This is a genomic window from Alkalicoccus daliensis (assembly GCF_900103955.1).
GTDB lineage: Bacteria > Bacillota > Bacilli > Bacillales > Salisediminibacteriaceae > Alkalicoccus > Alkalicoccus daliensis.
This window is the reverse complement of the sequence record NZ_FNIL01000007.1, coordinates 12178-36255: the sequence shown is the minus strand read 5'-3', so window position 1 is coordinate 36255 and position 24078 is coordinate 12178. Positions and strand designations below refer to the sequence as shown.

Annotated in this window: 24 protein-coding genes and 1 tRNA gene; 13 read left to right on the top strand and 12 right to left on the bottom strand. The window is 42.6% G+C overall.

What is annotated here, in order from left to right:
• Window positions 1–135: 135 nt before the first annotated feature.
• On the bottom strand, window positions 136–1839 hold the full coding sequence (locus tag BLP92_RS11530; RefSeq protein WP_090843105.1) for a PucR family transcriptional regulator: 1704 nt from the start codon (window positions 1837–1839) through the stop codon (window positions 136–138).
• Window positions 1840–2050: 211 nt separating this feature from the next.
• Between BLP92_RS11530 and BLP92_RS11525 the strand changes: the two genes are divergently transcribed.
• The 7 genes from BLP92_RS11525 (at window position 2051) to BLP92_RS11495 (ending at window position 8927) form a co-directional block, all read left to right on the top strand.
• Window positions 2051–3409, top strand: a complete 1359-nt coding sequence (locus BLP92_RS11525; protein WP_090843104.1) for a sodium-dependent transporter — start codon at window positions 2051–2053, stop codon at window positions 3407–3409.
• Window positions 3410–3687: 278 nt separating this feature from the next.
• On the top strand, window positions 3688–3870 hold the full coding sequence (locus BLP92_RS11520; RefSeq protein ID WP_090843103.1) for a hypothetical protein: 183 nt from the start codon (window positions 3688–3690) through the stop codon (window positions 3868–3870).
• A 19-nt stretch (window positions 3871–3889) separates the two neighbouring features.
• Window positions 3890–4177 carry a hypothetical protein gene (locus tag BLP92_RS11515; protein ID WP_090843102.1) on the top strand — a complete coding sequence of 96 codons (288 nt, stop codon included), beginning with the start codon at window positions 3890–3892 and terminating at the stop codon, window positions 4175–4177.
• Window positions 4178–4279: 102 nt separating this feature from the next.
• Window positions 4280–4585, top strand: a complete 306-nt coding sequence (locus BLP92_RS11510; RefSeq protein WP_090843101.1) for a DUF4212 domain-containing protein — start codon at window positions 4280–4282, stop codon at window positions 4583–4585.
• Window positions 4586–4645: 60 nt separating this feature from the next.
• Entirely contained in the window at window positions 4646–6307 is a 1662-nt protein-coding gene (locus tag BLP92_RS11505) for a sodium:solute symporter family protein (protein ID WP_090843100.1), read from the top strand.
• Window positions 6291–8213: a DUF294 nucleotidyltransferase-like domain-containing protein gene (locus BLP92_RS11500; protein WP_090843099.1), complete on the top strand. Its 1923-nt coding sequence runs from the start codon at window positions 6291–6293 to the stop codon at window positions 8211–8213. The genes BLP92_RS11505 and BLP92_RS11500 overlap by 17 nt, the downstream gene beginning before the upstream one ends.
• Before the next feature lie 48 nt (window positions 8214–8261).
• Complete coding sequence (locus BLP92_RS11495; RefSeq protein WP_090843098.1) at window positions 8262–8927, top strand: 3'-5' exonuclease; 666 nt, start codon at window positions 8262–8264, stop codon at window positions 8925–8927.
• A gap of 117 nt (window positions 8928–9044) precedes the next feature.
• Here the strand turns inward: BLP92_RS11495 and BLP92_RS11490 are convergent, their stop codons facing one another.
• From BLP92_RS11490 to BLP92_RS11455, 8 genes are all read right to left on the bottom strand, one after another.
• Window positions 9045–9293 carry a hypothetical protein gene (locus tag BLP92_RS11490; protein ID WP_139148950.1) on the bottom strand — a complete coding sequence of 83 codons (249 nt, stop codon included), beginning with the start codon at window positions 9291–9293 and terminating at the stop codon, window positions 9045–9047.
• A 192-nt stretch (window positions 9294–9485) separates the two neighbouring features.
• Window positions 9486–10106, bottom strand: coding sequence for a fumarylacetoacetate hydrolase family protein (locus BLP92_RS11485; RefSeq protein WP_090843096.1), 621 nt, complete (start codon window positions 10104–10106; stop codon window positions 9486–9488).
• 20 nt (window positions 10107–10126) lie between these two features.
• On the bottom strand, window positions 10127–10726 hold the full coding sequence (locus BLP92_RS11480; protein ID WP_090843095.1) for a DJ-1/PfpI family protein: 600 nt from the start codon (window positions 10724–10726) through the stop codon (window positions 10127–10129).
• Window positions 10727–10777: 51 nt separating this feature from the next.
• The gene (locus BLP92_RS11475) at window positions 10778–11131 is read right to left on the bottom strand and encodes a hypothetical protein (protein WP_090843094.1); all 354 of its coding nucleotides are present in this window, start codon (window positions 11129–11131) and stop codon (window positions 10778–10780) included.
• Window positions 11132–11310: 179 nt separating this feature from the next.
• Complete coding sequence (locus BLP92_RS11470) at window positions 11311–11628, bottom strand: redoxin domain-containing protein (protein ID WP_090843093.1); 318 nt, start codon at window positions 11626–11628, stop codon at window positions 11311–11313.
• A gap of 9 nt (window positions 11629–11637) precedes the next feature.
• Complete coding sequence (locus BLP92_RS11465) at window positions 11638–11826, bottom strand: hypothetical protein (RefSeq protein ID WP_090843092.1); 189 nt, start codon at window positions 11824–11826, stop codon at window positions 11638–11640.
• A gap of 572 nt (window positions 11827–12398) precedes the next feature.
• Window positions 12399–14216 carry a UbiD family decarboxylase gene (locus BLP92_RS11460; RefSeq protein WP_090843223.1) on the bottom strand — a complete coding sequence of 606 codons (1818 nt, stop codon included), beginning with the start codon at window positions 14214–14216 and terminating at the stop codon, window positions 12399–12401.
• 83 nt (window positions 14217–14299) lie between these two features.
• The gene (locus BLP92_RS11455) at window positions 14300–14893 is read right to left on the bottom strand and encodes a class I SAM-dependent methyltransferase (RefSeq protein WP_244516807.1); all 594 of its coding nucleotides are present in this window, start codon (window positions 14891–14893) and stop codon (window positions 14300–14302) included.
• A 222-nt stretch (window positions 14894–15115) separates the two neighbouring features.
• Between BLP92_RS11455 and BLP92_RS18040 the strand changes: the two genes are divergently transcribed.
• The 3 genes from BLP92_RS18040 to BLP92_RS11445 all read left to right on the top strand — a co-directional run bounded on the left by BLP92_RS18040 (window position 15116) and on the right by BLP92_RS11445 (window position 16045).
• The gene (locus BLP92_RS18040) at window positions 15116–15274 is read left to right on the top strand and encodes a hypothetical protein (RefSeq protein ID WP_175444270.1); all 159 of its coding nucleotides are present in this window, start codon (window positions 15116–15118) and stop codon (window positions 15272–15274) included.
• A gap of 285 nt (window positions 15275–15559) precedes the next feature.
• A complete protein-coding gene (locus tag BLP92_RS11450; protein ID WP_090843091.1) occupies window positions 15560–15811 on the top strand; it encodes a hypothetical protein in 252 nt (83 codons plus the stop codon).
• Window positions 15812–15969: 158 nt separating this feature from the next.
• A tRNA-Ala gene (locus BLP92_RS11445) sits at window positions 15970–16045 on the top strand.
• 577 nt (window positions 16046–16622) lie between these two features.
• Here BLP92_RS11445 and BLP92_RS11440 read toward each other — a convergent pair.
• Complete coding sequence (locus BLP92_RS11440; RefSeq protein WP_090843090.1) at window positions 16623–17285, bottom strand: LytTR family DNA-binding domain-containing protein; 663 nt, start codon at window positions 17283–17285, stop codon at window positions 16623–16625.
• Between the two features lie 295 nt (window positions 17286–17580).
• Here BLP92_RS11440 and acsA point away from each other — a divergent pair, with 295 nt between their 5' ends.
• From acsA to uvsE, 3 genes are all read left to right on the top strand, one after another.
• Window positions 17581–19296 (top strand): acetate--CoA ligase, encoded by a 1716-nt coding sequence (gene acsA, locus BLP92_RS11435; RefSeq protein WP_090843089.1) that lies wholly within the window; start codon window positions 17581–17583, stop codon window positions 19294–19296.
• Between the two features lie 72 nt (window positions 19297–19368).
• A complete protein-coding gene (locus BLP92_RS11430; protein ID WP_090843088.1) occupies window positions 19369–20637 on the top strand; it encodes an L-lactate MFS transporter in 1269 nt (422 codons plus the stop codon).
• 245 nt (window positions 20638–20882) lie between these two features.
• Window positions 20883–21788, top strand: coding sequence for a UV DNA damage repair endonuclease UvsE (gene uvsE, locus BLP92_RS11425; RefSeq protein WP_090843087.1), 906 nt, complete (start codon window positions 20883–20885; stop codon window positions 21786–21788).
• Window positions 21789–21795: 7 nt separating this feature from the next.
• Here the strand turns inward: uvsE and BLP92_RS11420 are convergent, their stop codons facing one another.
• Entirely contained in the window at window positions 21796–22899 is a 1104-nt protein-coding gene (locus tag BLP92_RS11420; RefSeq protein WP_090843086.1) for an alanine/ornithine racemase family PLP-dependent enzyme, read from the bottom strand.
• Window positions 22896–23987, bottom strand: a complete 1092-nt coding sequence (locus BLP92_RS11415; protein ID WP_425284446.1) for an N-acetyltransferase DgcN family protein — start codon at window positions 23985–23987, stop codon at window positions 22896–22898. Before BLP92_RS11415 ends, BLP92_RS11420 begins: the two co-directional genes overlap by 4 nt.
• Between the last annotated feature and the right edge of the window lie 91 nt (window positions 23988–24078).

Genomic DNA, 24078 nt, shown 5'->3' with positions numbered 1-24078 from the left:
GATTAACAGGGGTAAAATTAGAAGTTTTTCACCATTAAATGAAATTCACTTTTATTGCGTTAGAGCCGCGAATGATAACAGAGCATAATGAAAACAGGCTTCTCCTGATTAGGAAAAGCCTGCTTTCTTAGATTTCTATTTCTGCATATGATGAAGGTCCTGAAGCTGCCATAGTCGTATTGTCAGTTCCAGCAGAAATACATCATCTGCCTCCAGTAAAGATAGTTTCGTTAATGATTCTATATTTCTCAGCCGGTAAAGAAGTGACTGCCGGTGAAGGTGCAGCGCTCTCGCCGTCTGACTTACATTTCCATTGTACTTGCTGTACGCCATAAATGTTTCAATTAAATCTGTCTGCCGCTTTTGATCGTAATCTGCGAGCGGTTTAACAACCTCTTTTACCAGCTTTTCAATTTCCTTGCTTTCTGACATTGCGAGCAGCACCCGGTTGATTCTCGTATCACTGTAAAAAGTTCTGCCGCCGCTTTCGCTTTTCCGCATCCCCATTTCCAGCGCAGTTTTTGCTTCTTTGTAACTTACGTGAAACCCCTGCAGCTCATCTCTTTTCAAAGCAATTCCCCAGGTAATTTCCATCTCAGTTAGCATTTCATTCAGCCGCCGGTCTACAGAATCCAGGAATTGGTTGGCAGTTTCCGTATAGATATGATAATCAGCCTCCAAAAAAATAATTACTTCATTTTCATCAAATGTTGTCATTGCCTTTTTACTTAAAAACTTTGCGGCATTTGTAATTTCTTTTTGAATATAATAGTTCACGTTCTGAAGCGAAGAAGTAGGAGGATTATCTGCTTCAAAAGAAGGAAAATCTGCTTTTTTACTGCGTAAATGGATTTCTCCCACAATGCATAAATAGGGAAGTGATAAATCATATCCAAGCAGTTCTGCCTTCGAACGGAGCGCGTTTTCATTTTCACTGGCGTTTTTTGCAAGGTGTAAAATAAAGTTGTCTTTTAAACGAATTTCCGTCATTTCAATCGCATTTTCTTTAATGAAAAATAAAGCACAGGCAGTGACAGCATGCTCCAGTACATTCATCATGAACCAGCTGATCTCCTGAGAGAGCCCTAGTTTGAACCATAAATACCCCTGCTTACGATGATTGGTATTGACTAAAATCCGGCACCATCTTTCTCCGGAAATATCAAGCACGTATATCTGCGGATGCAGACGATGCTCACTGAACTGGCTTCCAAGATGCTCTGCTGCTTCAAAGTCCTCCAGTAATTGGGTTTCTCCAGTTTCCACCGCCCGCATGACATCCTCTTTCACCTTATTTGCTGCCCGCATAGAACCATCATATTCAGTAATCATTGCAGGAAGTCCCAGGTGTCTTTCCAGTGCTTCCGTTATTTCCTGTACATCGCTTTCTTCGAGTACTCTGTTGATAAATTCCTGCCGGATTTCTTCAGACTGCTGCCGCTCTTCCTGCATTCCTCTATTAATCTCTTCAAGTACTGCCTGGATCACATCTCCAAATCGAATGTCCCAGGGAAGAGCAATAATAATAAAATCATTTTTTTCCGCGAGGTCAATTATCCTGTCCGGGATATCAAATATATGCCTGCCGGTAGCAATGCCGAGCATAGATGCTCCAGATTCAATTACATCCTGAACAAACTTCTCCAGCAGTTCAACGTTTCCGCTGCAGCCGATACCCGTGGTTAACACAAATTCTTTTTCACGCACAAAATTTTCTACAGGCATTTCCATGACAGAGACCCATTCAATCTCTTTTACAAACAGCTCACTTTCTCCCGATCGAATCGCTGCGGAAGCAAATAACGGCTTTTGAATGATTTGTGCTGCGAATACTCCCATTTTACTCACCTCACGCGAATTTTCTCTATATTCTGATTATATTTTCTCACGGTCCAGACCTTGTGGCAACTTATCTTATTCGATAAACGGCAGAGAAAAAGAGAAAAGAGTCGGATAATGTAGAATTTCCTCTTTTCTTCTCGCATCAATATGTTATAGTAATATTCTAAATTCTTTTACACTTCAACGTTTTAAAGGAGGAACTATATTCATGAACACGGAAAACAGACCAAGAGAACAATGGGGGTCCCGTCTAGGGTTCATGCTCGCTGCACTCGGTTCTGCAGTTGGGCTTGGGAACATCTGGCGGTTTTCTTATGTGGCTGGAGAAAGTGGAGGCGCAGCATTTATACTTATTTATCTATTTTGTATTGCAGCAATCGGCCTTCCAATTTTAATGGCTGAATTTACCATAGGAAGACGGGCACAGTTAGATGTAGTAGGGTCGTTCCAAAAAATTTCCCCAGGAAAGCCCTGGGTGCTAGCTGGATACATGGGAGTGGCTTCTGCATTTATCATTTTATCTTTCTATGGGGTCATTGCAGGTTGGTCCATGTTTTACTTCTCACAGTATGTGATTGGAGGACCCGATATCGGTGGAGAGGGCGGTTCCCTTGATTTCTTTGTGAACTTCCACACGGCAACGTTTGCGCCGATACTCTGGCAGTTTATTTTTATGCTGATCACTGTTGGAATTGTATATGTAGGGGTAAAAAGAGGAATTGAAGCTTCCAACAAAATTCTTATGCCGCTTCTTGCTATTCTTGTCCTGATTCTCGCTGGATACAGCATGACGCTTGAAGGAGCCAGTGAGGCACTGAATTTCTTATTTACACCTGACTGGAGTGCGCTGACTGATCCAAGCGTGTACCTTGCTGCACTCAGCCAGGCTTTCTTCTCCCTGAGTCTTGGTATGGGAGCGCTCATTACTTACGGAAGCTATTTATCCAAGAAAGAAAAACTCCCAGGTGCAGCCGTTGGCGTTGCTTCCATGGATTCCCTTTTTGCGATCGTGGCAGGACTTATGATTTTCCCTGCAGTATTTACTTTCGGTATTGCTCCTGATTCAGGACCTGGTCTGGTATTCATCGCGCTGCCGGATATTTTTGCCGATATGTCATTCGGGATAATTTATGGACTGCTGTTTTTCTTCCTGCTTACTGCAGCAGCTATTTCTTCTGGTGTATCACTTCTGGAGGTGGCAGTTGCTTACTTTATGCGCAAGTTTGAATGGTCCCGTCAGATGACGTCCGTGTTTATCGGTACGATTATTTTTCTGATAGGTATCCCATCTTCCCTTGGGTTTGGTGCTTTAGCGGATGTAACAATTTTAGGAGAAAGAGATATTCTTGATTCAATGGACTTCCTTGCCTCTTACATCTTCCTTCCACTCGGCGGTATGATTATTGCGCTGTTTATCGGCTGGGGATGGAAAAAAGCAGATGCACTCGAAGCTTCCAACTTTGGGGATACTGTACTCGGAAATATATGGCTGTGGATCGTGAGAATTTTCGCACCTCTCGCTATATTAATTGTATTTTTATATTCTACCGGTATTGTTACCTTTTAATGAGAGCCCTGGGAAACCAGGGCTTTTTTTACTTTTTCACTAAAAATTTCAGATCGGGGAAATACACTCCTGAAAACCTGGCGCATAGAAAATTCCCTAAAAAATTATATAAATAAGTTGTGTTATTTCAGAAAATTTGAAATAATCATATAGAAACAAATTTACATTCCCTCTTCTGGATCTCAGCAGAGGATTTCTTTTTTACTGTACTGTTATAGGTCAATGATGATTACAGGCCTCCTGTTTTCAGCGTAAAAGTGGAGAAAGAAGGTGAAAAAATGTGGATATTAATCAGTTTCTGGGTTATCGCCCTTGCTGCTGTAATTGCTACGATAAAATATCGTAAACCATTGCTGCTCACTGTACCGTTTTTTGCAATGCTGGGTTTTCTCGTTGTACAGATAGCGATGGTGCCGATGCCTTTTTGGGAAACGGTACGCTTTGTATTCAGTTTAAGATAGCTGCAGGGAGGTGAAATTTATGAAACAGCATGAGCGGACTCCGAGTCAGAAGAATCAATGCAGTGACTGTAACAAAACAGGGCTGCTGTTTATATCAAAAGGCAGATATTTTTTTGCTACTTCTTTACTGCCTGTTATTATTGGAATTATTTTAGGCATGGTGATAGACTCTTTCTTTTACATATTAATTCTGCCGGTGCTTGCAACAAATTACTTTATTGCTTCACGGAAAGCGCCGCTCACTATTTGTCCAAACTGCCGGCAGACGAAAAAAAGAGCTCCAGCTTTCAATAAAGTGCAAACTTAATTTTTTTAAGGAATACTGAAAGCGATTTCATATTTTAAAGGAGGTGAATTCGGCGGTTAAAGCGCAGGAAAAAATGCTTACTTTAAAAGGAGGAACCTCGATATGAGAAAAGTAGAAAAATCAGTGGCAGACAAGTATTTTAAAATTCGCACGACGATGATTATTATCTTTTTACTGATCGGTTTTTCTGTTTCTTTTGGTGTAGCCTTTTTTGCAGAATCTATTCATGAAGCTGGCACTACTATCATGGGAATGCCTGCACACTATTATATGGGAGCTCAAGGTGCAGTGGTTACGTTTGTTATTCTGCTCTTTTTAAATTCAATTATCAGTGATCAGGTAGATAAGAAATTCGGAATTGATGAAAAACAAAATGTACAAATCAGTGGAAGCGGAGCCGATCATTAATCAGCTCCGGCCTGAATAATGCACTGCCCTGCATAACTTAATACAGAGGAGGGATTTTTCTTGGATCAGCAATCACTCGTGTCTCTATTATTAATTTTACTAACATTCGCACTATATATCGGAATCTCCATCTATAACCGGGCGAAAGTTACATCTGACTTTTATGTAGCAAGCCGAGGCATTCCACCGCTTTGGAACGGGATGGCTATCGGCGGTGACTGGATGAGTGCCGCTTCCTTTATTGGAATGGCCGGGACTGTAATGATGCTTGGTTATGATGGGCTGGCTTACATTATGGGCTGGACGGGCGGCTATCTGCTTTTAACCTTTCTGCTCGCTCCGCAGCTGCGGAAATACGGCCGGTTTACTGTTCCGGAATTTATTGGTGACCGATTTGACTCTAACATTGCAAGGTTAATTGGAGCGATTGCCACTATTATCATCAGCTTCACCTATATTATTGGCCAGCTTTCCGGTTCCGGCGTAGTTATTGGAAGACTGTTAAATCTTCCCGCTTCTACCGGGGTAATGGTTGGTGTAGTAGTAATTGCTATATACGCTTCCCTAGGTGGAATGAAAGGTGTTACGTGGACGCAGGTAGCACAGTATATGATATTAATTACCGCTTACATTATTCCTATTGTATTTATGTCGCTGCAAATTACCGGAAACCCGCTGCCGTGGCTTACATATGGAAATATCGTAAATGAATTAGGTGCAATCGATGCGGAACTTGGGCTATCTGAATACTTCGCACCCTTCGATGACGGCAACAGGGCACAATTTCTGGCTTTATTGTTCACTTTAATGGTTGGGACTGCTGCTCTCCCGCACGTTATTGTACGCTTTTATACAGTTACTACGATGAAGGCTGCCCGCTGGAGCGGCGCCTGGGCACTGCTTTTTATTGCACTGCTCTATCTTTCGGCTCCTGCTTACGCAGCGTTTTCCCGTTTTGTTATCATGACGCAGGTCGTTGGGCAGCCGATAGATGAACTGCCTGGCTGGACTGAATCCTGGGTAAATACAGGACTGCTTGAAATTGCAGATTCCGGTGGAGATGGAATTCTTCAATGGGAAGACCTTGTTATTCACCAGGATATTGTAGTTATGGCTACGCCGGAAATTGCAAATCTCGGAATGTTTGTAGTCGGTCTTGTTGCTGCCGGTGCGATGGCTGCCGCTCTCTCTACAGCCGGCGGGTTGTTAATTACGATATCTTCTTCTTTTGCACACGATATTTATTACAGACTAATGCGTCCGGATGCAACAGACAGCAATCGTCTGAGAGCCGGCAGAATTGCGATTGTGCTATCAACCATTGCTGCTGGTCTTGTTGCACTGGACCCGCCGGGAGTTATTACACAGATCATCGCCTGGGCCTTTGGCTTAGCCGGAGGAACTTTCTTCCCTGTACTTTTCTTAGGAGTATGGTGGAAGCGAATGAATGCTCAGGGAGCTATTGCCGGAATGCTTGGCGGCCTTGGAGTCACATTATCTTATATTTTCTTATCAATGAACGGTATTACTTTATTCGGTATTCAGGATACTGGAGCAGGTGTGTTTGGAGTAACTGCAAACCTTATTCTGGTAATCGTTGTCTCATTATTGACGCCGGCACCATCTCAGCGTCTGCAGGATGAGGTAACAGATCTGCGTTACCCTGAACAGATGACCTATAAAGACGGAGAGGTATGGATGAACGATGGAACCGAAAAATAATCACATTGATCAGGTACTCCATCACCCGATGTTCAGCGGACTTTCCCGTGCAGAGACAGATGAATTGTTAAACGCTTGCGAGTGGAGCACTTTTAAAGCAGGAGAGAAAATCCTTTACGCGAAATCTACGCGTGAAGGACTTCTCCTTATTCTTGAGGGAGTTGCCGAAGTATGTGTAGATGCCGGAAAAAAGGAAAATCAGGAAGTACTGGAAGTTTTGGAACCTGGAGAAATGGTTGGTTTTTCAAGTTTAGCTGACTTTCTGGGAGAGCCTAATCCCCATGAGGAAAACTATACGGTGGAAGTAAGAGCAATCGAAGAAACTGTCTGCCTGAGGATCCCCTATGAAGTGCTTGAAGCACGCTGGAACGATGAATCCGTTCGTGACTACGTGATGCGGCAGGTAGCAACGAGACTGCGGGAAATTTACGCTTCTCTTGCAGAACAAGTTAAGCTTGCCACCCAGTGGGGAGAAAGTGAACCTTTTATTCGGAGGGTGCAGGATTTAATGAGCCAGCCTGCTCTCTGTAAAACTGAAGACACTCCGGTGCAGGAACTTGCAGAATTTATGATGGAGCATAAAGTCAGCTCTCTTTTAATCACAGATAATAAAGGAAAGCTTTCCGGGATTATTACCGAAAAAGATATTGTTTCAAGATATGTAGCAGCAGGTATTCAGACAAATAAAAATGCGAAGGACATTATGACTCCGGATCCATACACAGTTACAAGGAACGAATACTATTATGAAGCGTTATCCCGTTTTTTAATAAACGGAATAAAGCATATGCCTGTCGTTACGAACAAAAAGCCTATCGGTATGGTAACTTTATCTGATTTGCTGCGCAGGAAAAACCGGGGCACTTTTGATATTCTTCAGGAAATTGAAGTTTCCACAGAAGCGAACCTCGGAGAAGTGAAACTTGCTATATATGGTGTACTTGAAAAGCTGCTGGATGACCATATCCCAATTCTTCATGTATTGGAAGTAATCACAAGTCTTTACGACAAACTTGTACTTCATATCATTGCTCTTGCCATTCAAAAGATGGAAGAAGAGAATGCCGGTGCTCCTCCTCTGCCTTTCGGTTTTTATATGATGGGGAGCGGCGGCCGTGGAGAACAATTTATGCTTACAGATCAGGATCATTTCTTCGTATATGATAATCCTCCCGAAGGTCAAGAAGAGGAAGTTGACGCTTATTTTGCAAAACTCGGAAAGTATATCGTAGAAATAATGGAAACTGCCGGGTATAAACGCTGTGAAGGTAATATGATGGCAAGCTACCAGCAGTGGAGAGGATCGATCACACGCTGGGAGGAACGGCTCCGCACATGGGGGCTGCGTGCTACAAACGATAATATTTTACTCGGTCATAACTTCCTCGCTTTTCGTTTTCTTTACGGAGATGAAGCACTTCATGACCGTTTTGTTTCCATGGTGGGAGAACAGTTTGAAAAATCCCGCATCTTTCTTTACCGGGCTGCGCAGCAGGAGAAACAAACCCCTGTCCCTGCCCTTGATCATCCGATCCGAGCTATTTTCCGAATGAAAAAAGAAAAAATTGACATTAAAAAACAGGCTCTTTTTCCTTTCTATCATGGCCTGCAGCTGCTGAGTGTCCAGCACGGTATTATAGAAGGCACGCCAAAAGAGAAGATATATTTATTGAAACAGAAGAAAATATTCAGCAGTGACTTCGCGGAAGAGCTGCTGTATGCATATGAAGTGCTGCTTTCTGTACGTGTATCCCAGTCCTGGGGACGCTATCAACGGGGCGAAACAAGTACAAGTGAAGTCTATTTTACGCATATGAAAACACGCGAAAAAGAAGAACTCATGATTGCATTGAAAACAATCCGCTCTCTGCAGAGCCAGACATTAGCCTCTTTTGGCATTATGTAATGTTTACTATCCGCCTCTCAGACTTCACTAAAAAGGAGCATTCCTATGATGTTTTGGAAGAAAAAGAAACTTCATTACCAGCTTGTGCAGGAGCAGCCGCTCAATACTCCGATCCGCGATCTTTCTTTTACGGTGTTCGATACGGAAGCGACAGGCTTTTCTGTAGGAAGTCACGACAGATTAATTGAAATCGGAGCAGTTCATGTGGAAAATTTGGAAGTCACCGATAAAATTTTTCAGACCTATGTTAACCCTAAAAGAGACATTCCAGAAAGAATCACAGAGCTGACCGGCATTTCCCAGGAAACTGTAGCAGATGCCCCTGAGTCATTAGAAGCTATTGAGGAATTTTATTCGTATATCGAGAAAAATCAAAGTGATGGCTGGGTGGGTCACTACCTTGAATTTGATGTACTGGTGTTGAAAAAAGAGCTGCTGCGTCATAAGCTCACGTTCGACGAGCCAATGTATATGGACACTTTAGACTTAATAGGCTATCTGGCACCTTCCTGGGATATGCGAGATTTACAGCACTATGCCCTGTCTTTCGGCACGAAAATATTCCAGCGTCACAGCGCTGTAGGAGATGCTTTGACTACTGCCTACCTGCTTGTGGAACTGCTGCGTTATGTGGAGGAACGTGGGAAGTCGACACTTGGAGAGTTAATTGATATTACCAGTAAAGAAAATGGAGGATCAGCACATCAAAGATGACGTTTCGTGTGAGCTGTCATTTGGCTGAGGTCCTCCCCCTTTTTCATCCTGTTATGATGTTCAAGTATTCATTTTGAGTAATGCATACCAGTCTGCTGCAATAACGGAGTTCTGCATTTACATTATCATCCTTAAGGACACATCTATTACGCCAATGAGTAAAAAGCTGCCACTGATAACGTAACAGAAAGGCTTATATTTTTTAATTAAAGATTTATCCTCTTCCATTTCAATTACTATCGGGGCATAAAGAAAAAAACCAGCAAGAACAAAAGGCATTAACCATCTTGGAGCTTCCGGAATAAGCAGTATCAACAGCAGTACGATAAATATACTCAGCTGAAACACATTCGGCTTGCCCATCATTCACAAATCCTTTCTCTCTGTATTTTGTTTTTTCTACTCATGAATGGATGATGGTAAGTTCCTGCATCCTTATATACTTTCATACCCCTTTTTACAAGTTTTTATTAATATACATTACTAAAGTTCTGTAACTTATACATAATAATTAGTGTTTCCTCTGTGAAAATGTAAGATTATAACCATTAGACCTGATTAATTCAGCATTATTTTAAAAGTGCCTGCCTCTTTTTTATTAAAAATAAGCGATAATTCATCTCCATCTTTTACAGGACCGACTCCTTCGGGTGTACCGGTAAATATGAGATCTCCCGGGCCCAAACCAAAATGCTCCCCTGTAAAATCTACTAATTCCCGCAGCGGAAAAATCATCTGTGATGGACTCCCCTCCTGTTTTTTTACTCCGTTCTGATAAAGCGAAAATCTAATATCTTCCCAGTCCTTTTCAGAAAAGGGAGAATAGGAACCTACTGCAGCTGAATTGGGGAATCCCTTGGAAATGAGCCATGGATATCGTTTTTGCTTCATCTCTTCCTGCTTGTCCCGTAGAGTAAAATCTATTCCCAGGGCCGTTTTTTCAATTAGATCTGATAATGAAATTCCCTTTTCCCACTCTTTTTTAATAACAATAACAAGCTCCACCTCATAATGAATGGCTCCTGCATCCTTTGGAAAGGAGAGCTTTTTATTATCTCCCTGCACAAAAGAATGTGAAGGCTTGCTGAAAAACATTGGCTCCTCAGGCACTTGATTTCCCAGCTCTTTTGCATGCGCACTGTAATTTCTTCCGACACAGTATATATTTTTTATATCCATCTTTAGAATTCTCCTCCGTTTTAATTCTCACTGGTTTGCATATCATACTCCATATGCTTTGCAGTGTTCTTCATTACTTCTTCTCCTAAAACCTTTTTTACCATATGCAGTGATAATTCAATTCCGGCAGAAATTCCTGCTGATGTAAGAATATGCCCTTCATCCACAAATTTTACATTTCGTTTCATCTGCACTTCCGGATACTTTTTTTCCATTTCCTCAATATCCTTCCAGTGTGTGGCAGCCTTCCTGCCATTTAATAACCCAGCTTCAGCAAGTAAATACGAACCAGTACAGACAGAAGCAATCATGTCGGTTTTCTTCTCCTGTGCCTGAATAAATGAAATAACATCTTTCTTATGTATTTCAGCAGAAGTCGCTCCATACCCACCAGGAATAATAAGAATATCCAATTCAGGAGCTGCCTGCATGGCTTTTTCAGTTTCTACTCTGAGTCCGTTCCGCGCAGCAATTAACCCTCCTGTTTCAGAAAGCGTTACTACCTGAAAAGGTTTCGTTCCGTCTTCCAGTTCCGCTGCAGAAAAAACTTCATATGGACCTGCAAAGTCCAAAACTTCTACTTCATCAAACAAATAAATTCCCACTGTTTTTTTCTTCATATTTTCTCCTCCTTCGAAAACAAGGTGCCCCGCTTCGGGACACCTTGTTTTTTAATCCATTACATCTTTTTCAATAAACCCATCAGTTTTTTGAATTTCATCTAATACTGCCTGTTTATTTTTCTCGTCCACTTCAAAGGTGAGCATATATTCAGGATATTTCTTTTCGTCTTTTGTCATTGTCTCTTTCAGTTTACTCAATGAACCGAACATCGCAGGGCTGCCCTGATGTGCAGAACCCGCATTACCTGCCATACCAGCTGCTGGTATAATCGTAAGGTTATCGTCACTGTAATCTGAAATTTTTTCAACACGCTCATTTTCAATATCGTACTTTTGTAAGGAAGCTGCCAGTGATTCTGCATCGTCTTCATTGTTCAGATAAACATTCATGTGAATTGACATTTGCTTCACTCCTTTTAATTTTCTCTAGGTACACATTCCCGTTCCAGAGAATTCCCAAACAATTTTGAATTTCATTTTAAGTAAACAGATTACCCATATAATAATCCACATCTCCACACAGTTCACAAAAAAATGCTGAGAGAAAGCTCTCTTCAGCACTTTTTATTATTCTTTAATATTTATGGGTTCATATTTTCCAAAACTTCCAGCACTTCGTCACTATTTTCACCGGCCAGGTAATCTACTTCTCTTGTCATTTCCCCGCTCTCCGGCTGCACTGCGATGTAGCCGCGGTAAATGATCTGTTCTTCCTCTTCAACAAAATCGTGAGCGAGACCAACTTCCAGCTGCGCATCAGATAAGAGCTCATACCCTAAATCATGCTGCTCAATTAAGCCTTGATGATTCTCCGGTGTGTCACGGCTGATTCCATAGAGCGTATACCCCAATTCTTCAATTTCATCCTGCACTTCGTTCAGCTCAACTAGCTGAGAGATACAGACTTGTCAGGTGGATCCTGTGAAGTAAAAATATATGTCGGCTCTGTCTTCAGTAAAGACTTCCACTTCTTCCCCGCTGGTGCTCGTTAATTCAATAGAATAATCTTCCGGATCATAACCGGTTGTTTCCTCATTATTTGTACCGCAGCCTGCTGCTATGATTGCCAAAGTAATAAAGAGTAATAGTTGTTTCAAATAATCTTCCTCCTTTTTCAAACCTGTATATCATGATTCATAGTATCAGAGAGCTTTGTATTTTGCGTCTTTTTCATTTGGTTGCTTTGAAAATAATGTTTTGTTACGTCTGATGTTGATATAAGAAAAGCACGCCTGCCGCGGAGAAACCCTTACACTATCCCTTCCCTTAAGAAAGCAGGGTTCCGTCCAGCCCATCCAAGTAAGCCAAAGACCGCCATATCTGGATGCAGCGAAGTCTTCTATTATTATCAACACTGAACATTAACAGAGACACTCATGCAAATCTTTTGCACCATCAATGATGAAATTAATACTGCTGTGTAACGAAGGAGAGAACGCCCAAAGGATGAGCGCCGTTGGAGAATCCAAGTGGCCTGGTCACGAAGCACGTGCGGAATCGATCCTGGTTTTTAAAGACAGCATGGCGGTCTCTGCCCTGCTGTCTGTGGATCGATGGAAGCCGTGCCCTGGGAGAGAAATTAGTCGAGAACAAGCCCTTGGGTAAGCCTCTCCGAAAGTGAAACAGTATGATTACTTCCTTTTAGTAAAACTTTTATTTTCAAGGCAGCTTAAAAATTATATCCTTCCAGGCTTGCTCCAGGGGCAAAGAAACGCTCAATGCTTTTCTCCACGACTTCATCCTTTATTAACGGCGGAGCATGATGAGGTTTGCGCCGGGCATCAATAATCAGCTGATCGCATCCCCAGTGTTTATGCTTAAAGGTTTCGTTCACCCCATGGATGTCGTGGGAAGGGTTGCTTCTCGTAAAGGCCGCCCATAAAAAGTTGGAAATACTCTTACTCAGAAACTCTGCATCGTCACACAGAATCAGCATAGGGGCAGTTTCATCGCTGCCTTTTTCAGAAAGCCTCCGGCTGAGTGCTTCCGCATCCTGAGCGTCTGCATACTCCTCCATTTCCAAAGCGACTACACCCGGCATTACCAGTCTGGATTTCTTTATTCCTGCTACTCTTTCAAACTGCGCAGGCACCGAGGTGCAGAGGTCGCGAATCTTATCTCCATAAGCAGCTGCGATTACCTTGCTTCCTGTATTCAGTCCCGTTCCGGAATAGTCCAGCGTATCAATCGTAGTTTCTGTTTGAAAATGCAGATCACGCTGCAGCTGAATTCTTTCCAGCACATATGTTAAAAATTCTTCTTCTTTGTGGGTAGTAACATTTTCGCCCGCCGTAATAAAAAGATATTTTGCAAGGCTCAGCTGTCCTGTACCAAGGATTCTATTGGCTATCGTCAACAGCTCGGCCGGGCGTTTCGTCTCCTGATAGGGAGTGTAGCGCTCTTTTCCGACAGCAAACAGAAGCGGATGAACACCTGCTGCATCCACTGCATGCACTTCCTGAACACCGGGAATTTCCTGCCGCACCGCATCCCCTGTCAGTTCATGAATCATCGCTCCAAAAGCAGTATCCTCCTGCGGCGGCCTGCCGACGACAGTAAACGGCCAGATCGCATTTTCACGCGCGTAAACATTTTTCACCCGCATTAACGGAAATTCGTGTGTCAGACTGTAATAACCCAAGTGGTCCCCAAAAGGACCTTCCGGCTTTGTTTCGTCCGGATATATCTCTCCGGTGATGACAAAATCCGCGTCATTGCTTACTGCAAAACCTTCCTTATCGTAGCTGTACCGGAAACGCCTTCCTGCAAGCAGTCCCGCAAACGTCATCTCACTGAGGCCTTCAGGCAGCGGCATAACTGCAGAAAGCGTGTGTGAAGGTGGCCCGCCGATAAAAATACTTACTTTCAGCGGCTCTCCTTTGGCTACAGCTTTTGACTGGTGCACTCCGATGCCCCGGTGGATCTGGTAATGCATGCCAATCTCTTCATTTAACTTATAGTCATTCCCGCTCAGCTGCACTCTGTACATGCCGAGGTTTGCATTCATAATCCCCGGCTTTTCCGGATCTTCTGTGTATACCTGCGGGAGTGTCACAAATGCGCCGCCGTCCTCCGGCCAGTGCTTGATTAACGGAAGATCAGAAATATTTATCTGCTGCTTCCCCACCGGCTCCAGTAACTTTCGTTTTAACGGGAGCGCATTCGTTGCCGCAAATCCTGCGCTGATATGCTGCCACGGTTTTTTTAAAGCAGTTCCGGGATCATTGCGCACTTCCATGACTTTCTGCACGCTTTCCAGTGTAGAACGGAATAAAAATTTACTTCTTTCCAGGGTGCCAAATACATTCGAAACCGCCGGAAAACTGGAGCCTTTCACGTTTTCAAACAGCAGGGCCGGACCTCCTGCTTCATGAACACGCAGGTGCAGGGCCGCCATTTCTTTATCCGGATCTATTTCTTCTTTAATACGTATTAAATGACCATGCTTTTCCAAATCAAGCACTGCCTCTTCCAGACTTTGATATATCACCAAATCATCCTTTCTTTCCGCTTTCTCTCAGTGTTGCGCAGGTTTTTGATGAAGTCAATGCTGTTCCTCTGACAAAATTGTTACAACTCCGTGGGAAGTTTCGCGGTGATTTCAATAAAAATTTCATTTAAGGAAGCCTGCTTTTCAACAATTTCCAGCGGGGAATTGCGTATTAACGTTTCCGTATCACGGTTTAAATGACATCCATCACATATACGTTTCCATAAAGGAGTTGCTTTGTTAAATACCGCTCTCATCACTTCATTCTTTGGCTGGACATGCTCATAAAACAGCACTGTCCCCCCCGGCTTTACAGTTCTTACAATTTCTTTCATTGCTTTTTCGGGTTCGGGAATCGTGCAGAAAACGAGCGTATTTACGACTGTATCAAAGCTGTTATCCGGATAAGGCAGCGCTTCTGCGATTCCTTCGTGCACGGTTATGCTGTTACCTGCCCGGATCGCTCTTGGGAGTGACTTGTCCCGCAGTTTCCGCTGCGGCTCGATTGCTGTTATCTGTTCTGCTGCTGAAGGATAATGTGGGAAGTTCAATCCTGTACCGGAACCAATCTCCAGTACTTCTCCATATGCTTTTTGCAGCAGCCTGTTCCTGACTTTATAAATGAGGATAATATCCAGCGGCTTCATAAGCGGATCATATAATTTTGCGAACACCTTTCCGATTGCTCCCACCTCCCTGATTTAAAAACCTATGGTAAAGTATCATCTTCTTCTCTCCTCGCAAGATATAGTATTTAGTGTCAGGCTCCAGATTGCTTTATTTTTTCATGTGACGTCATATGATTACTATTATATCAGGAATCAGCTTCTATTCTTTCTCTGCGGATTTTGATAGGATAGGAAGGGAAATGTTTTATTAGTAAAGGAGCTGGCAGGATGATTGGTGCACTGATTTTCGCTGTAACTATGTTTATCGGATGGACGATATTTGATTATATAAAACATAAGAAACTGGTGAAAGAAAATGTGGTATCAGGCCTGGCTGCTTCTATGGTAGCCGGAGTCGCCTGGTATGTATTATTTGTAATATTTTAGCACCCAGCTTGGATACTGCTGCTTTGTTAAGCTGCCGTACACTTTTTAATATCTAAAAAGCAAACTCAATAGTTTCTATTGCTTAAAAGTTGTGAGTCTTAACATGCACTTTTAAAATTCAATGTTTATTCTTCTGAGAATAGGAAAATGAAAGGTAAACGCAGTTTATAAGATAACTTATAATCACTCTTCTTCTAAAAAGCTTATGAAGTAAAAACCGCTTTTAGCTTTCTGTTCCCCAGTTTGATAAAACAGTGGAAATTTTCCAAAGGAGTGTTTGTGCAAATGATTTATCATTATGGAAACGTAAAAGTAGAAGAAACTGACAGCAACATGATTTCTCCCGAAAAAGGTACGGTAGTGTTCGAAGTCCAGCCGGCAGATGCTACATCATTTGCTGTTACCATCGAAAGGCGGGGAGAAGAGTTTATCAACACAGCAAAAACGCTTTTAAGCCAAAAGGTAGAAGATCCAGAAGATTTTGATGAGTTTTTAAGAGTAAAAGCAGAAACGATTTTAAAGAAAAAATATGGTTAATACTTTTTTGGAGAAACGGTGGTTATCACCGTTTCTTTTTTTCTTTTATGATTTCACCCGGTAAAAATATCTTTATCTCATTTCAGCAGCATAAAGCAAAAAAATTGCTTGCACGTGCTATTCTTTTTCGTGTATAATCCGAAATGTAGCAAAAAAGAGGGGCATTAGCTCAGCTGGGAGAGCGCTTGGCTGGCAGCCAAGAGGTCAGCGGTTCGATCCCGCTATGCTCCACCATACATAAATGAATGAACGATACGAATCCTCATTTTCATGAGAGAACGTATCGTTTTTTTGTTTAACTGTAAAATGAATGATTTCCCTTTAATAATTCATGCATTTCTGAAAAATTCAATCTACCCGCGCTTAACAATAAAGCTACCTTGAAAATAAAAGTTCCGCTAAAAAGAAGTAATACTGCTGCTTCACTTTCGGAGAGCCTTAGGCGTACCTTTCTTATATCAACACTAGTCTTTAACAGAGCCAACAATAAAAGAATTATTCACCCATGCAAAATAAATATATGCATCATAGACGATGAAAATACTATTGCTGGGCAACGAAGGCGGGGACGTGAACCAGCGCCGTTCAAGAATCCTTTTCGATGGCTCGAAGCGCCGGAGAAATTAGTCGAGAACCAGCCCTCCAGCAAGCATCCGCCGGCAGTGAAACAGCAATAAGAACTTTCTTTATTCATAAAAGAAATTAGTTTTCATGGTAGTTAAAAGAATCTCTATGGAGAGTGTCCGCCTATTATGCAGCACATATCTATCGCATAAAAACATATTTTTGAACTCAGCAAGTCCATTCAATTCTAAAACCCCAATTTCTCCCTTACAGTTTTCATATAACTCTGGCTGACAAGCAGTTCAGTATCTGCCGGCTCTTTCATCGTGACTATTAAATTAGAGGCAATGTCACGTGAAAAGTGTCTGATCGAAGCAATGTTTACGATATAAGATCGGTGAATCCGGATGAAAGAATTGGAAAGCTGCTGCTCAAGGATTTTCAAGGAATGTTTTGACTGGTAGCATTCATCTGCTGTATAGATGAGTGTCTTTTTTTGATTACTTTCTACAAAGCATACATCTTCCACCTTAATAGGAATCCATAGATCTTCCAGACGCCCGGCAATATAACTGATCGGTTCCTGCGGTGCTACTGCATATTCCGGTGGCAGAATGATCGTAATTGCGCCGGTAAAACCACTGTCTGCGTCTTCAATTGGATACCCCACCCCATAATAAGGCAGTCCGAATACGGATTTATCCACGAGTGACTCTATCTTGTGTTTTGATGCGTATACCTGCTGCGTAATACTCCCTGCCGGTATTGGCTGTCCCTGGCTGATATGGATATCGTGCGCCCCGGGTCTGTAAGAAATATATTTATCTTTGCTTGCTATTGCAATTGACGCTTCTTTCGGCACCCAGTCTTCAATAAAGGATGAGAATTGCTGCATGATCTTCGTATCCATTGCTTTTCACTCCTTTTTATATATTCTGAATCTTTCTATTAATCGCAATTATTTTTCTTCCATCCAGATTATTTACTATCTATCATTAATTTGTGACAAATTTGTGAATTAATTTTACACTTTAGTATATTCCCCAATCTAAAAAATATATGAGGGATTTAATTATATTCTCTGTAATTATACAGAGCTTTGTTAAAGCTTGTTGTGTACAGAATTACAGAGTCTTCAACGCATTTTTGTAAGCGCTTCAATTTTAAATCAAAAATTTATAAGTGACCTAAGGAGGCCATTTCACATGAATTCATCAGTAATTAAATCGTCAAACGGTGAGCACAATTTAGCAAATTACGAGTCATCAGCTTCCGAGTTCGACTGGAGTCAGGTGGAAAAACAGTTTTCCTGGTATAACACCGGAAAAGTAAATATTGCCTATGAAGCAATTGACCGCCATGCCGAATCAGGAAATAAAGATAAAATTGCACTTTATTACTCAGATGCCAAGAGAGACGAAAAGTATTCCTATCAGGAAATGAAAGAAGCTTCAGATAAAGCAGGAAGAGTGCTTCAGGACATTGGCGTCTCAAAAGGAGACCGTGTATTTATTTTCATGCCCCGCTCTCCGGAGTTGTATTTTGCACTTCTCGGCACGCTGAAGCTCGGCGCAATCGCCGGTCCCCTCTTCGAAGCATTTATGGAAGGAGCGGTAAAAGACCGCCTCGAAGACAGCGGTGCAAAAGTACTTGTCACCACACCGGAACTTGTCGGGCGTGTACCGGTGGATGAGCTTCCGGAACTTCAAAAGCTCGTACTTGTCGGCGAAAACATTGAAGAAGACGAGCAAAAGGTTGATTTTCTAACCCGTTTCCAGCAGGCATCTCCTTCCCTCGATATAGAGTGGGTGGACCGAGAAGACGGTATGATTCTTCATTATACATCGGGATCGACTGGAAAGCCAAAGGGAGTTTTACACGTTCATAATGCAATGATCCAGCATTACCAGACTGCCAAATGGGTCCTGGACTTAAAAGATGAAGATGTTTACTGGTGCACGGCAGATCCCGGCTGGGTCACGGGCACTTCCTACGGTATTTTCGCTCCCTGGCTTGCAGGGGTAACCAACGTTATCCGCGGCGGCCGTTTCAGCCCGGACGACTGGTACCAGACTTTGGAACGTTATAAAGTGACAGTCTGGTACAGCGCTCCTACTGCTTTCCGGATGCTCATGGGGGCCGGAGATGAGCTTCTTAAGAAATATGATCTTTCCTCCCTGCGCCATGTGCTGAGTGTCGGAGAACCGCTGAATCCGGAAGTTATCCGCTGGGGCATGGACGCGATGAATCACCGCATTCACGATACATGGTGGATGACAGAAACCGGAGCAATGCTCATCTGCAACTACCCTTCCATGGATATTAAACCAGGCTCCATGGGAAAACCAATCCCTGGGGTGGAAGCAGCAATCGTGGATGATGAAGGAAAGGTGCTTCCTCCGAACAGTATGGGAAATCTTGCGATTAAAAAAGGATGGCCTTCCATGATGAAAACAATTTGGAATCGTCCTGAAAAGTTTAATTCCTATTTTCTTGGAGGTGACTGGTATGTTTCCGGTGACTCCGCCTATATGGATGAAGAAGGCTACTTCTGGTTCCAGGGAAGAATTGACGACGTGATTATGACAGCAGGTGAACGCGTTGGCCCATTTGAGATTGAAAGCAAACTGCTGGAGCACCCGGCAGTTGCAGAAGCTGGAGTCATAGGCAAACCTGATGAAGTCCGCGGTGAAATAATTAAGGCATTTATTTCCTTAAGAGACGGCTACGAAGAGAATGAGGAGCTGCAGGAAGAAATTCGTTCTTTCGTAAAAAAAGAACTGGCTGGACATGCTGCACCGCGTGAAATTGAATTCAGAGATTCTCTGCCCAAAACGCGCAGTGGTAAAATTATGCGCCGCGTTCTGAAAGCCTGGGAATTAGATCTTCCTACAGGCGACCTTTCAACAATGGAAAAATAATGCAGCAGTTCCCCAAAGATTTGATTACAGCTTGGAGCAGTAACTTTCAATAAAAATCAGGGAGGAACTTTCATGAAAACCAATAAAAACCGATGGCTCATTGCTCTTTCCGCTATTGCGATTCATCTTTCCATTGGTGCAGCCTATGCGTACAGCGTATACACCAATCCGATTCGGGACACGATGGGCTGGTCTGCGACAGGAATTACTTTTTCCTTCACCATTATGATGGCGTTGGCAGGAATTGCAGCTGCATTCTTCGGCACCTTTGTTGAAAGAAATGGTCCCAGAAAATCAGCCATACTTGCAGCGATTCTCTTCAGTGCCGGACAGGCGGGTGCCGGCGCCGCAATCGCTTTGGATTCACTTGTACTTTTCATTTTCACTTACGGGTTTTTAAGTGGACTTGGAATGGGGCTCGGCTATATCGCCCCGGTTTCCACACTCGTAAAATGGTTTCCGGACAGACGCGGACTTGCGACCGGTATGGCAGTGCTCGGGTTTGGAGCCGGGGCGTTAATAACCGCTCCCGTAGCCGCCAGTCTGATTGAAACCGTTGGTCTTACATGGACATTCTATTCTTTAGGTCTTGCCTATTTTCTCTTTATGATTTTAGGGGCTTCCTATATTGCCCCGCCGCCGGAAGGATATATGCCGGAGGGAATGCAGAAAGACGTTGATTCAGGTAAGAAGAAAGTTAAAAAAGATTTAATGCAGCTTACTGCAAAAGAAGCGGTAAAAACAAAGCACTTCTGGATGCTCTGGTCGATTATGCTCATCAACGTTACTGCTGGTATTATGATGATCTCCGTTGCCTCTCCTATGGCTCAGGAAGTTGTCGGTTTATCTGCAGCAGGTGCTGCGGCAATGGTCGGAATCATGGGAATATTCAATGGCGGCGGCAGGCTCGCATGGGCAGCTCTTTCTGATTACATCGGGCGCCCTGCCATATTCGTAACGTTTTTCATACTGCAGCTGATTGCTTTTATTACACTGCCTAATATTACAAACATTCTCTTATTCCAAACATTAATATTTGTAGTAGTTAGCTGTTACGGAGGCGGATTCTCCAATCTCCCGGCTTACATCGGTGACCTTTTCGGTACAAAGCAGCTTGGTGCAATTCACGGCTTCCTGCTTACTACCTGGTCCCTCGGGGGCATACTCGGACCGCTGATGGTTTCACAGATCAGAGAAATTACACAGAGCTATATTCCTGTATTTTATGTATTTACAGCATTGATCTTTCTTGCACTTATCATCGCTGTTTTCCTTCAGCTCGACATAAAAAAAGTACAACAGAAACAAAAAGATCATCAACGGGAACAGCAGACAGCTTAAATTAATTGAATACAGGTGTCCCCTGTTTTAAGCTTTGCGGATGCTGACCGTTAAAGATGAAACAGTTCACCTTTTATTTTTTCTCTCCCTGAAACCGGACCCCGCAAAAGAGGTCCGGTTTCTTTATGTCTGCTGTTCCAATGGCTGTTTTGAAATATACGGGTGCTGCTGGCAAGTGTTGTTTAAGTGATGAGAAAAGAGGTAAAAGTTTATGGATACGATTATGACGAGTAAGGATGATGATTATGAAATTAGGATACGCCTGCATCAATTTAACAGTACCTACAAAATACCGTACCTGCCGGCTTAAAACGGCAGAAGAACAGGGCATGGAGAAAGTGAAGGAATTAACACTTCACAATTTCGAAGAAGTATTAAAAGCAATTCGCTGGAATATTGAACATCAAATCTATTTTTTCCGCCTGAGCAGTGAGCTCGTTCCATTCGCCACTCATGAAATCATGACTTGGAACTGGGCGGAAGATGAAGATGTACTTTATTTAACAGCACAGATTCAGGAACTCACGAAACAGCATTCTCTCCGACTTTCTATGCATCCCGGCCAGTACTCTGTATTAAATTCACCTAAGGAACAAGTGGTAACGAATGCTGTGAAGGATCTTGAATATCATAATCAGGTAATGAACCTTACCGGCGGCAGTGATATTGTACTTCATGTCGGCGGAGCTTACGGTGATAAAGAACAGGCGAAAAAAAGTTTCGTGGATTCCTACCATCTGCTTTCTGAGGATATCAAATCAAAATTAATACTGGAAAATGATGATAAAACATTTCATCTGCTTGATGTGATCGATATTTCCCGGGAAACAAAGGTCCCTGTATGCTTTGATATCCACCACCATCGCTGCAATCCTTATTCTGATGATATTCACTTAAAAACAGCGCTCCAGGAAGTTTTTCATTCATGGAAAGAAAAAGGGCGGCCAAAAGTGCATATCAGCTCTGGTGCCACTTCCAGAACTGACAGATCACATCATGATTTTATTTTCGAAAGCGAGTTTGATGAATTTATAGAACTTCTCGGTACCAGCGAAGTCGATATTATGTTCGAAGCGAAACAGAAAGAAAAATCAGTACTGAGGATATTGGAACATATGAGTGCAGACACAAAAAAACAGCTTCTCGAATAGGAAGCTCCTATCCTGCAGAATACTGTTCATCAGAGAAATTCTCGCTGCCAATATAAGTTTTTGAGATATAGGAAGAGGTCATTAAAGAGAGCAGTGCGCTGTAATTGAGTTGAAACGCAACCTCCTCCCCAACTGTAAGACCGGTGCTTTTAGCATTTAGAATTAAATGATCACTGCTGGAACCGAGAATGTCTGCATCGATTTTCGGTTTCAGTCCCGCTGCGGCGGCATCCTGTGATCCCACAGCGACGATAGCTCTTCTCATCAAGCCCTCGTCCTCAAACTGAGGATAATTCCCAGCGACATCCTGCCCCGCATCACCATAAGGCTTTGATGGTTTTGTCTTCACTTCTATCACTTCTGCATATAAAGTAAAAGCATCTGTATAAAGTCCGGGAATCTCCTCCCTGTCCAGGGTTTCACACCCGAGGTAAATAGATTCTCCAATCCGCAGGTTATTAATCTTCGCAGTATCATCGGCGGCTGTAAACCAGTGATAGTTACCGGAATTCCCCCCGGTAATACAAGAAAAAGAGAGGGAAAACTTTGCCTCCATTCTTTCAGCAAGCATAGAGAGCTCGATCATTTTTTCTTGATTGGGTCTAATTCCCCCAAAGCAGGCAAAGTTTGCTCCGATCCCTGTTATTTTAATTCCTTCAAGAAGGATACCTGCACGAATCGTTTCTTCCAGATCTGCAGGCATAAGCCCTTCCCGCAGATCCCCCATCTCTACCATAAGAATCACTTTGTGGACTAACTTTTGTTCTACAGCAGCTGCAGAAAGAGCTTCCATCACTTTCAGTTCTGTGTTCATACTGATATCAGCGACTCTTACTACTGCTGCCGCTTCGCTTAATGACGGAGTTCTCAGCAAAACAAATGCTGCTTTTACTCCTACTTGTTTCATTTTCTTCAAATTCTGCAGCTTTGTATCAGCAAGCATTTCAATACCCTGTTCACACAGCAGATGTGCTATTTCAGCACAACCACCCACTCCTTTGGTGACCCCCATGATTTCAATACCCTTCGACCTGTAAAGTTCTATAATTCTTTTCGCATTATAAGCTACTTTTGAAAGATCTACTTCTATTCTGGGTGTCGGACGGATCAATTACTTAAAACTGTTGATCGCTTTTCCTCTAACAGCGGGTAAGTCTTGAAAATAGATGCTACAAGTTTATCACAGCTGAACGTAAGCACATCTGTCGCAGGCAGGCCGAATTTCGTTTCGTAATCAGTAATCGTATTGCGAATTTCCATATTGGTCATATTTTCATGATTAATAGAAATAGCTGTTACCTTTGCTGAAGAAAAACTTTCAATCAGTGCAATTTCACTTTCAAGGGTCGGCATAGGCATGTAAGGAAAGTCGCCAAGATTTTCTCTCTTCGGCGGATGCTGCATAATTACAGAACCAGGACGGGAACCGCGGATGATCGCACAGGAACTGATGTACGCCGGATGACTCAGCGCACCCTGTCCTTCTACAATCATAATATCTGGATTCAGTTCTTCATATGCCTTTAAAATCTGGTTTTCTATTTCTCCCGTCATAAACTGCGAAGGAATCGCATCAATAGCAACTCCATACTTTTTCCCTTGAATAAGACCGGTCTGTCCCGTAGCAATGAAAGCTACGGTTAACCCTTCTTTCTCTAAGGCTTCCTCCAGAAGCACAGAAGTTGTCCGTTTGCCTACTGCGCTGTCTGTGCCAAGCACTGCAACAATGGGTGTGTTGATATCCAGGCTTCTCCCGGAAAATAAATGCATATCTTTTTTAGCCGGCGGCTTCCTGATATCCTGAATCTCAATACTGAATTTTTGGGACTGCTGTATAAACACTTCGTCTTCTGTAAAAAATTCATGCAGCGGATTCACAATATTCATTCCACGCTCCATTGCTTTTAACACAATGTTTCTTTCATGTTCTTTTAATAATCCTGCAGAAGGAGCCATGCCATAAATAAATTGATCTGGTACAGCTGGAAGGACCGTTAAAGCTTCTTCTATACTTTCAAAGAATGGAATGCCGTTTGTTTTCCCTTCAAGAACTTCCCCTGTATCCCTGCCTGCTTTAGAACTGTCTATCACGCCTGAAATAATATAATTACCTGAACTTCTAATTAACCCATTTGCTGTCTTGCCGTCCATTGTCCCAAAGTTACCTTCGCAGTATATTAATGCCGTTTTTTTAATCATTCTATTCCACTCCTTCAATATGTTTCTGGATAATTTATTTGAATAATTTTCCATAAGTCCACATAAAAAAACCCGCAGCTTAGTTAAGATG

What these genes read in the sequence shown, in the direction of transcription:
- BLP92_RS18040 (WP_175444270.1), top strand. Translation starts at nt 15,116, where the DNA reads ATGATTGGTGCACTGATTTTCGCTGTAACTATGTTTATCGGATGGACG.
- BLP92_RS11490 (WP_139148950.1), bottom strand. Translation starts at nt 9,293, where the DNA reads ATGATGGGCAAGCCGAATGTGTTTCAGCTGAGTATATTTATCGTACTG.
- BLP92_RS11510 (WP_090843101.1), top strand. Translation starts at nt 4,280, where the DNA reads ATGAGAAAAGTAGAAAAATCAGTGGCAGACAAGTATTTTAAAATTCGC.
- BLP92_RS11450 (WP_090843091.1), top strand. Translation starts at nt 15,560, where the DNA reads ATGATTTATCATTATGGAAACGTAAAAGTAGAAGAAACTGACAGCAAC.
- acsA (WP_090843089.1), top strand. Translation starts at nt 17,581, where the DNA reads ATGAATTCATCAGTAATTAAATCGTCAAACGGTGAGCACAATTTAGCA.
- uvsE (WP_090843087.1), top strand. Translation starts at nt 20,883, where the DNA reads ATGAAATTAGGATACGCCTGCATCAATTTAACAGTACCTACAAAATAC.
- BLP92_RS11430 (WP_090843088.1), top strand. Translation starts at nt 19,369, where the DNA reads ATGAAAACCAATAAAAACCGATGGCTCATTGCTCTTTCCGCTATTGCG.
- BLP92_RS11415 (WP_425284446.1), bottom strand. Translation starts at nt 23,987, where the DNA reads ATGATTAAAAAAACGGCATTAATATACTGCGAAGGTAACTTTGGGACA.
- BLP92_RS11475 (WP_090843094.1), bottom strand. Translation starts at nt 11,131, where the DNA reads ATGTCAATTCACATGAATGTTTATCTGAACAATGAAGACGATGCAGAA.
- BLP92_RS11500 (WP_090843099.1), top strand. Translation starts at nt 6,291, where the DNA reads ATGGAACCGAAAAATAATCACATTGATCAGGTACTCCATCACCCGATG.
- BLP92_RS11530 (WP_090843105.1), bottom strand. Translation starts at nt 1,839, where the DNA reads ATGGGAGTATTCGCAGCACAAATCATTCAAAAGCCGTTATTTGCTTCC.
- BLP92_RS11480 (WP_090843095.1), bottom strand. Translation starts at nt 10,726, where the DNA reads ATGAAGAAAAAAACAGTGGGAATTTATTTGTTTGATGAAGTAGAAGTT.
- BLP92_RS11440 (WP_090843090.1), bottom strand. Translation starts at nt 17,285, where the DNA reads ATGGATACGAAGATCATGCAGCAATTCTCATCCTTTATTGAAGACTGG.
- BLP92_RS11515 (WP_090843102.1), top strand. Translation starts at nt 3,890, where the DNA reads ATGAAACAGCATGAGCGGACTCCGAGTCAGAAGAATCAATGCAGTGAC.
- BLP92_RS11520 (WP_090843103.1), top strand. Translation starts at nt 3,688, where the DNA reads ATGTGGATATTAATCAGTTTCTGGGTTATCGCCCTTGCTGCTGTAATT.
- BLP92_RS11495 (WP_090843098.1), top strand. Translation starts at nt 8,262, where the DNA reads ATGTTTTGGAAGAAAAAGAAACTTCATTACCAGCTTGTGCAGGAGCAG.
- BLP92_RS11525 (WP_090843104.1), top strand. Translation starts at nt 2,051, where the DNA reads ATGAACACGGAAAACAGACCAAGAGAACAATGGGGGTCCCGTCTAGGG.
- BLP92_RS11485 (WP_090843096.1), bottom strand. Translation starts at nt 10,106, where the DNA reads ATGGATATAAAAAATATATACTGTGTCGGAAGAAATTACAGTGCGCAT.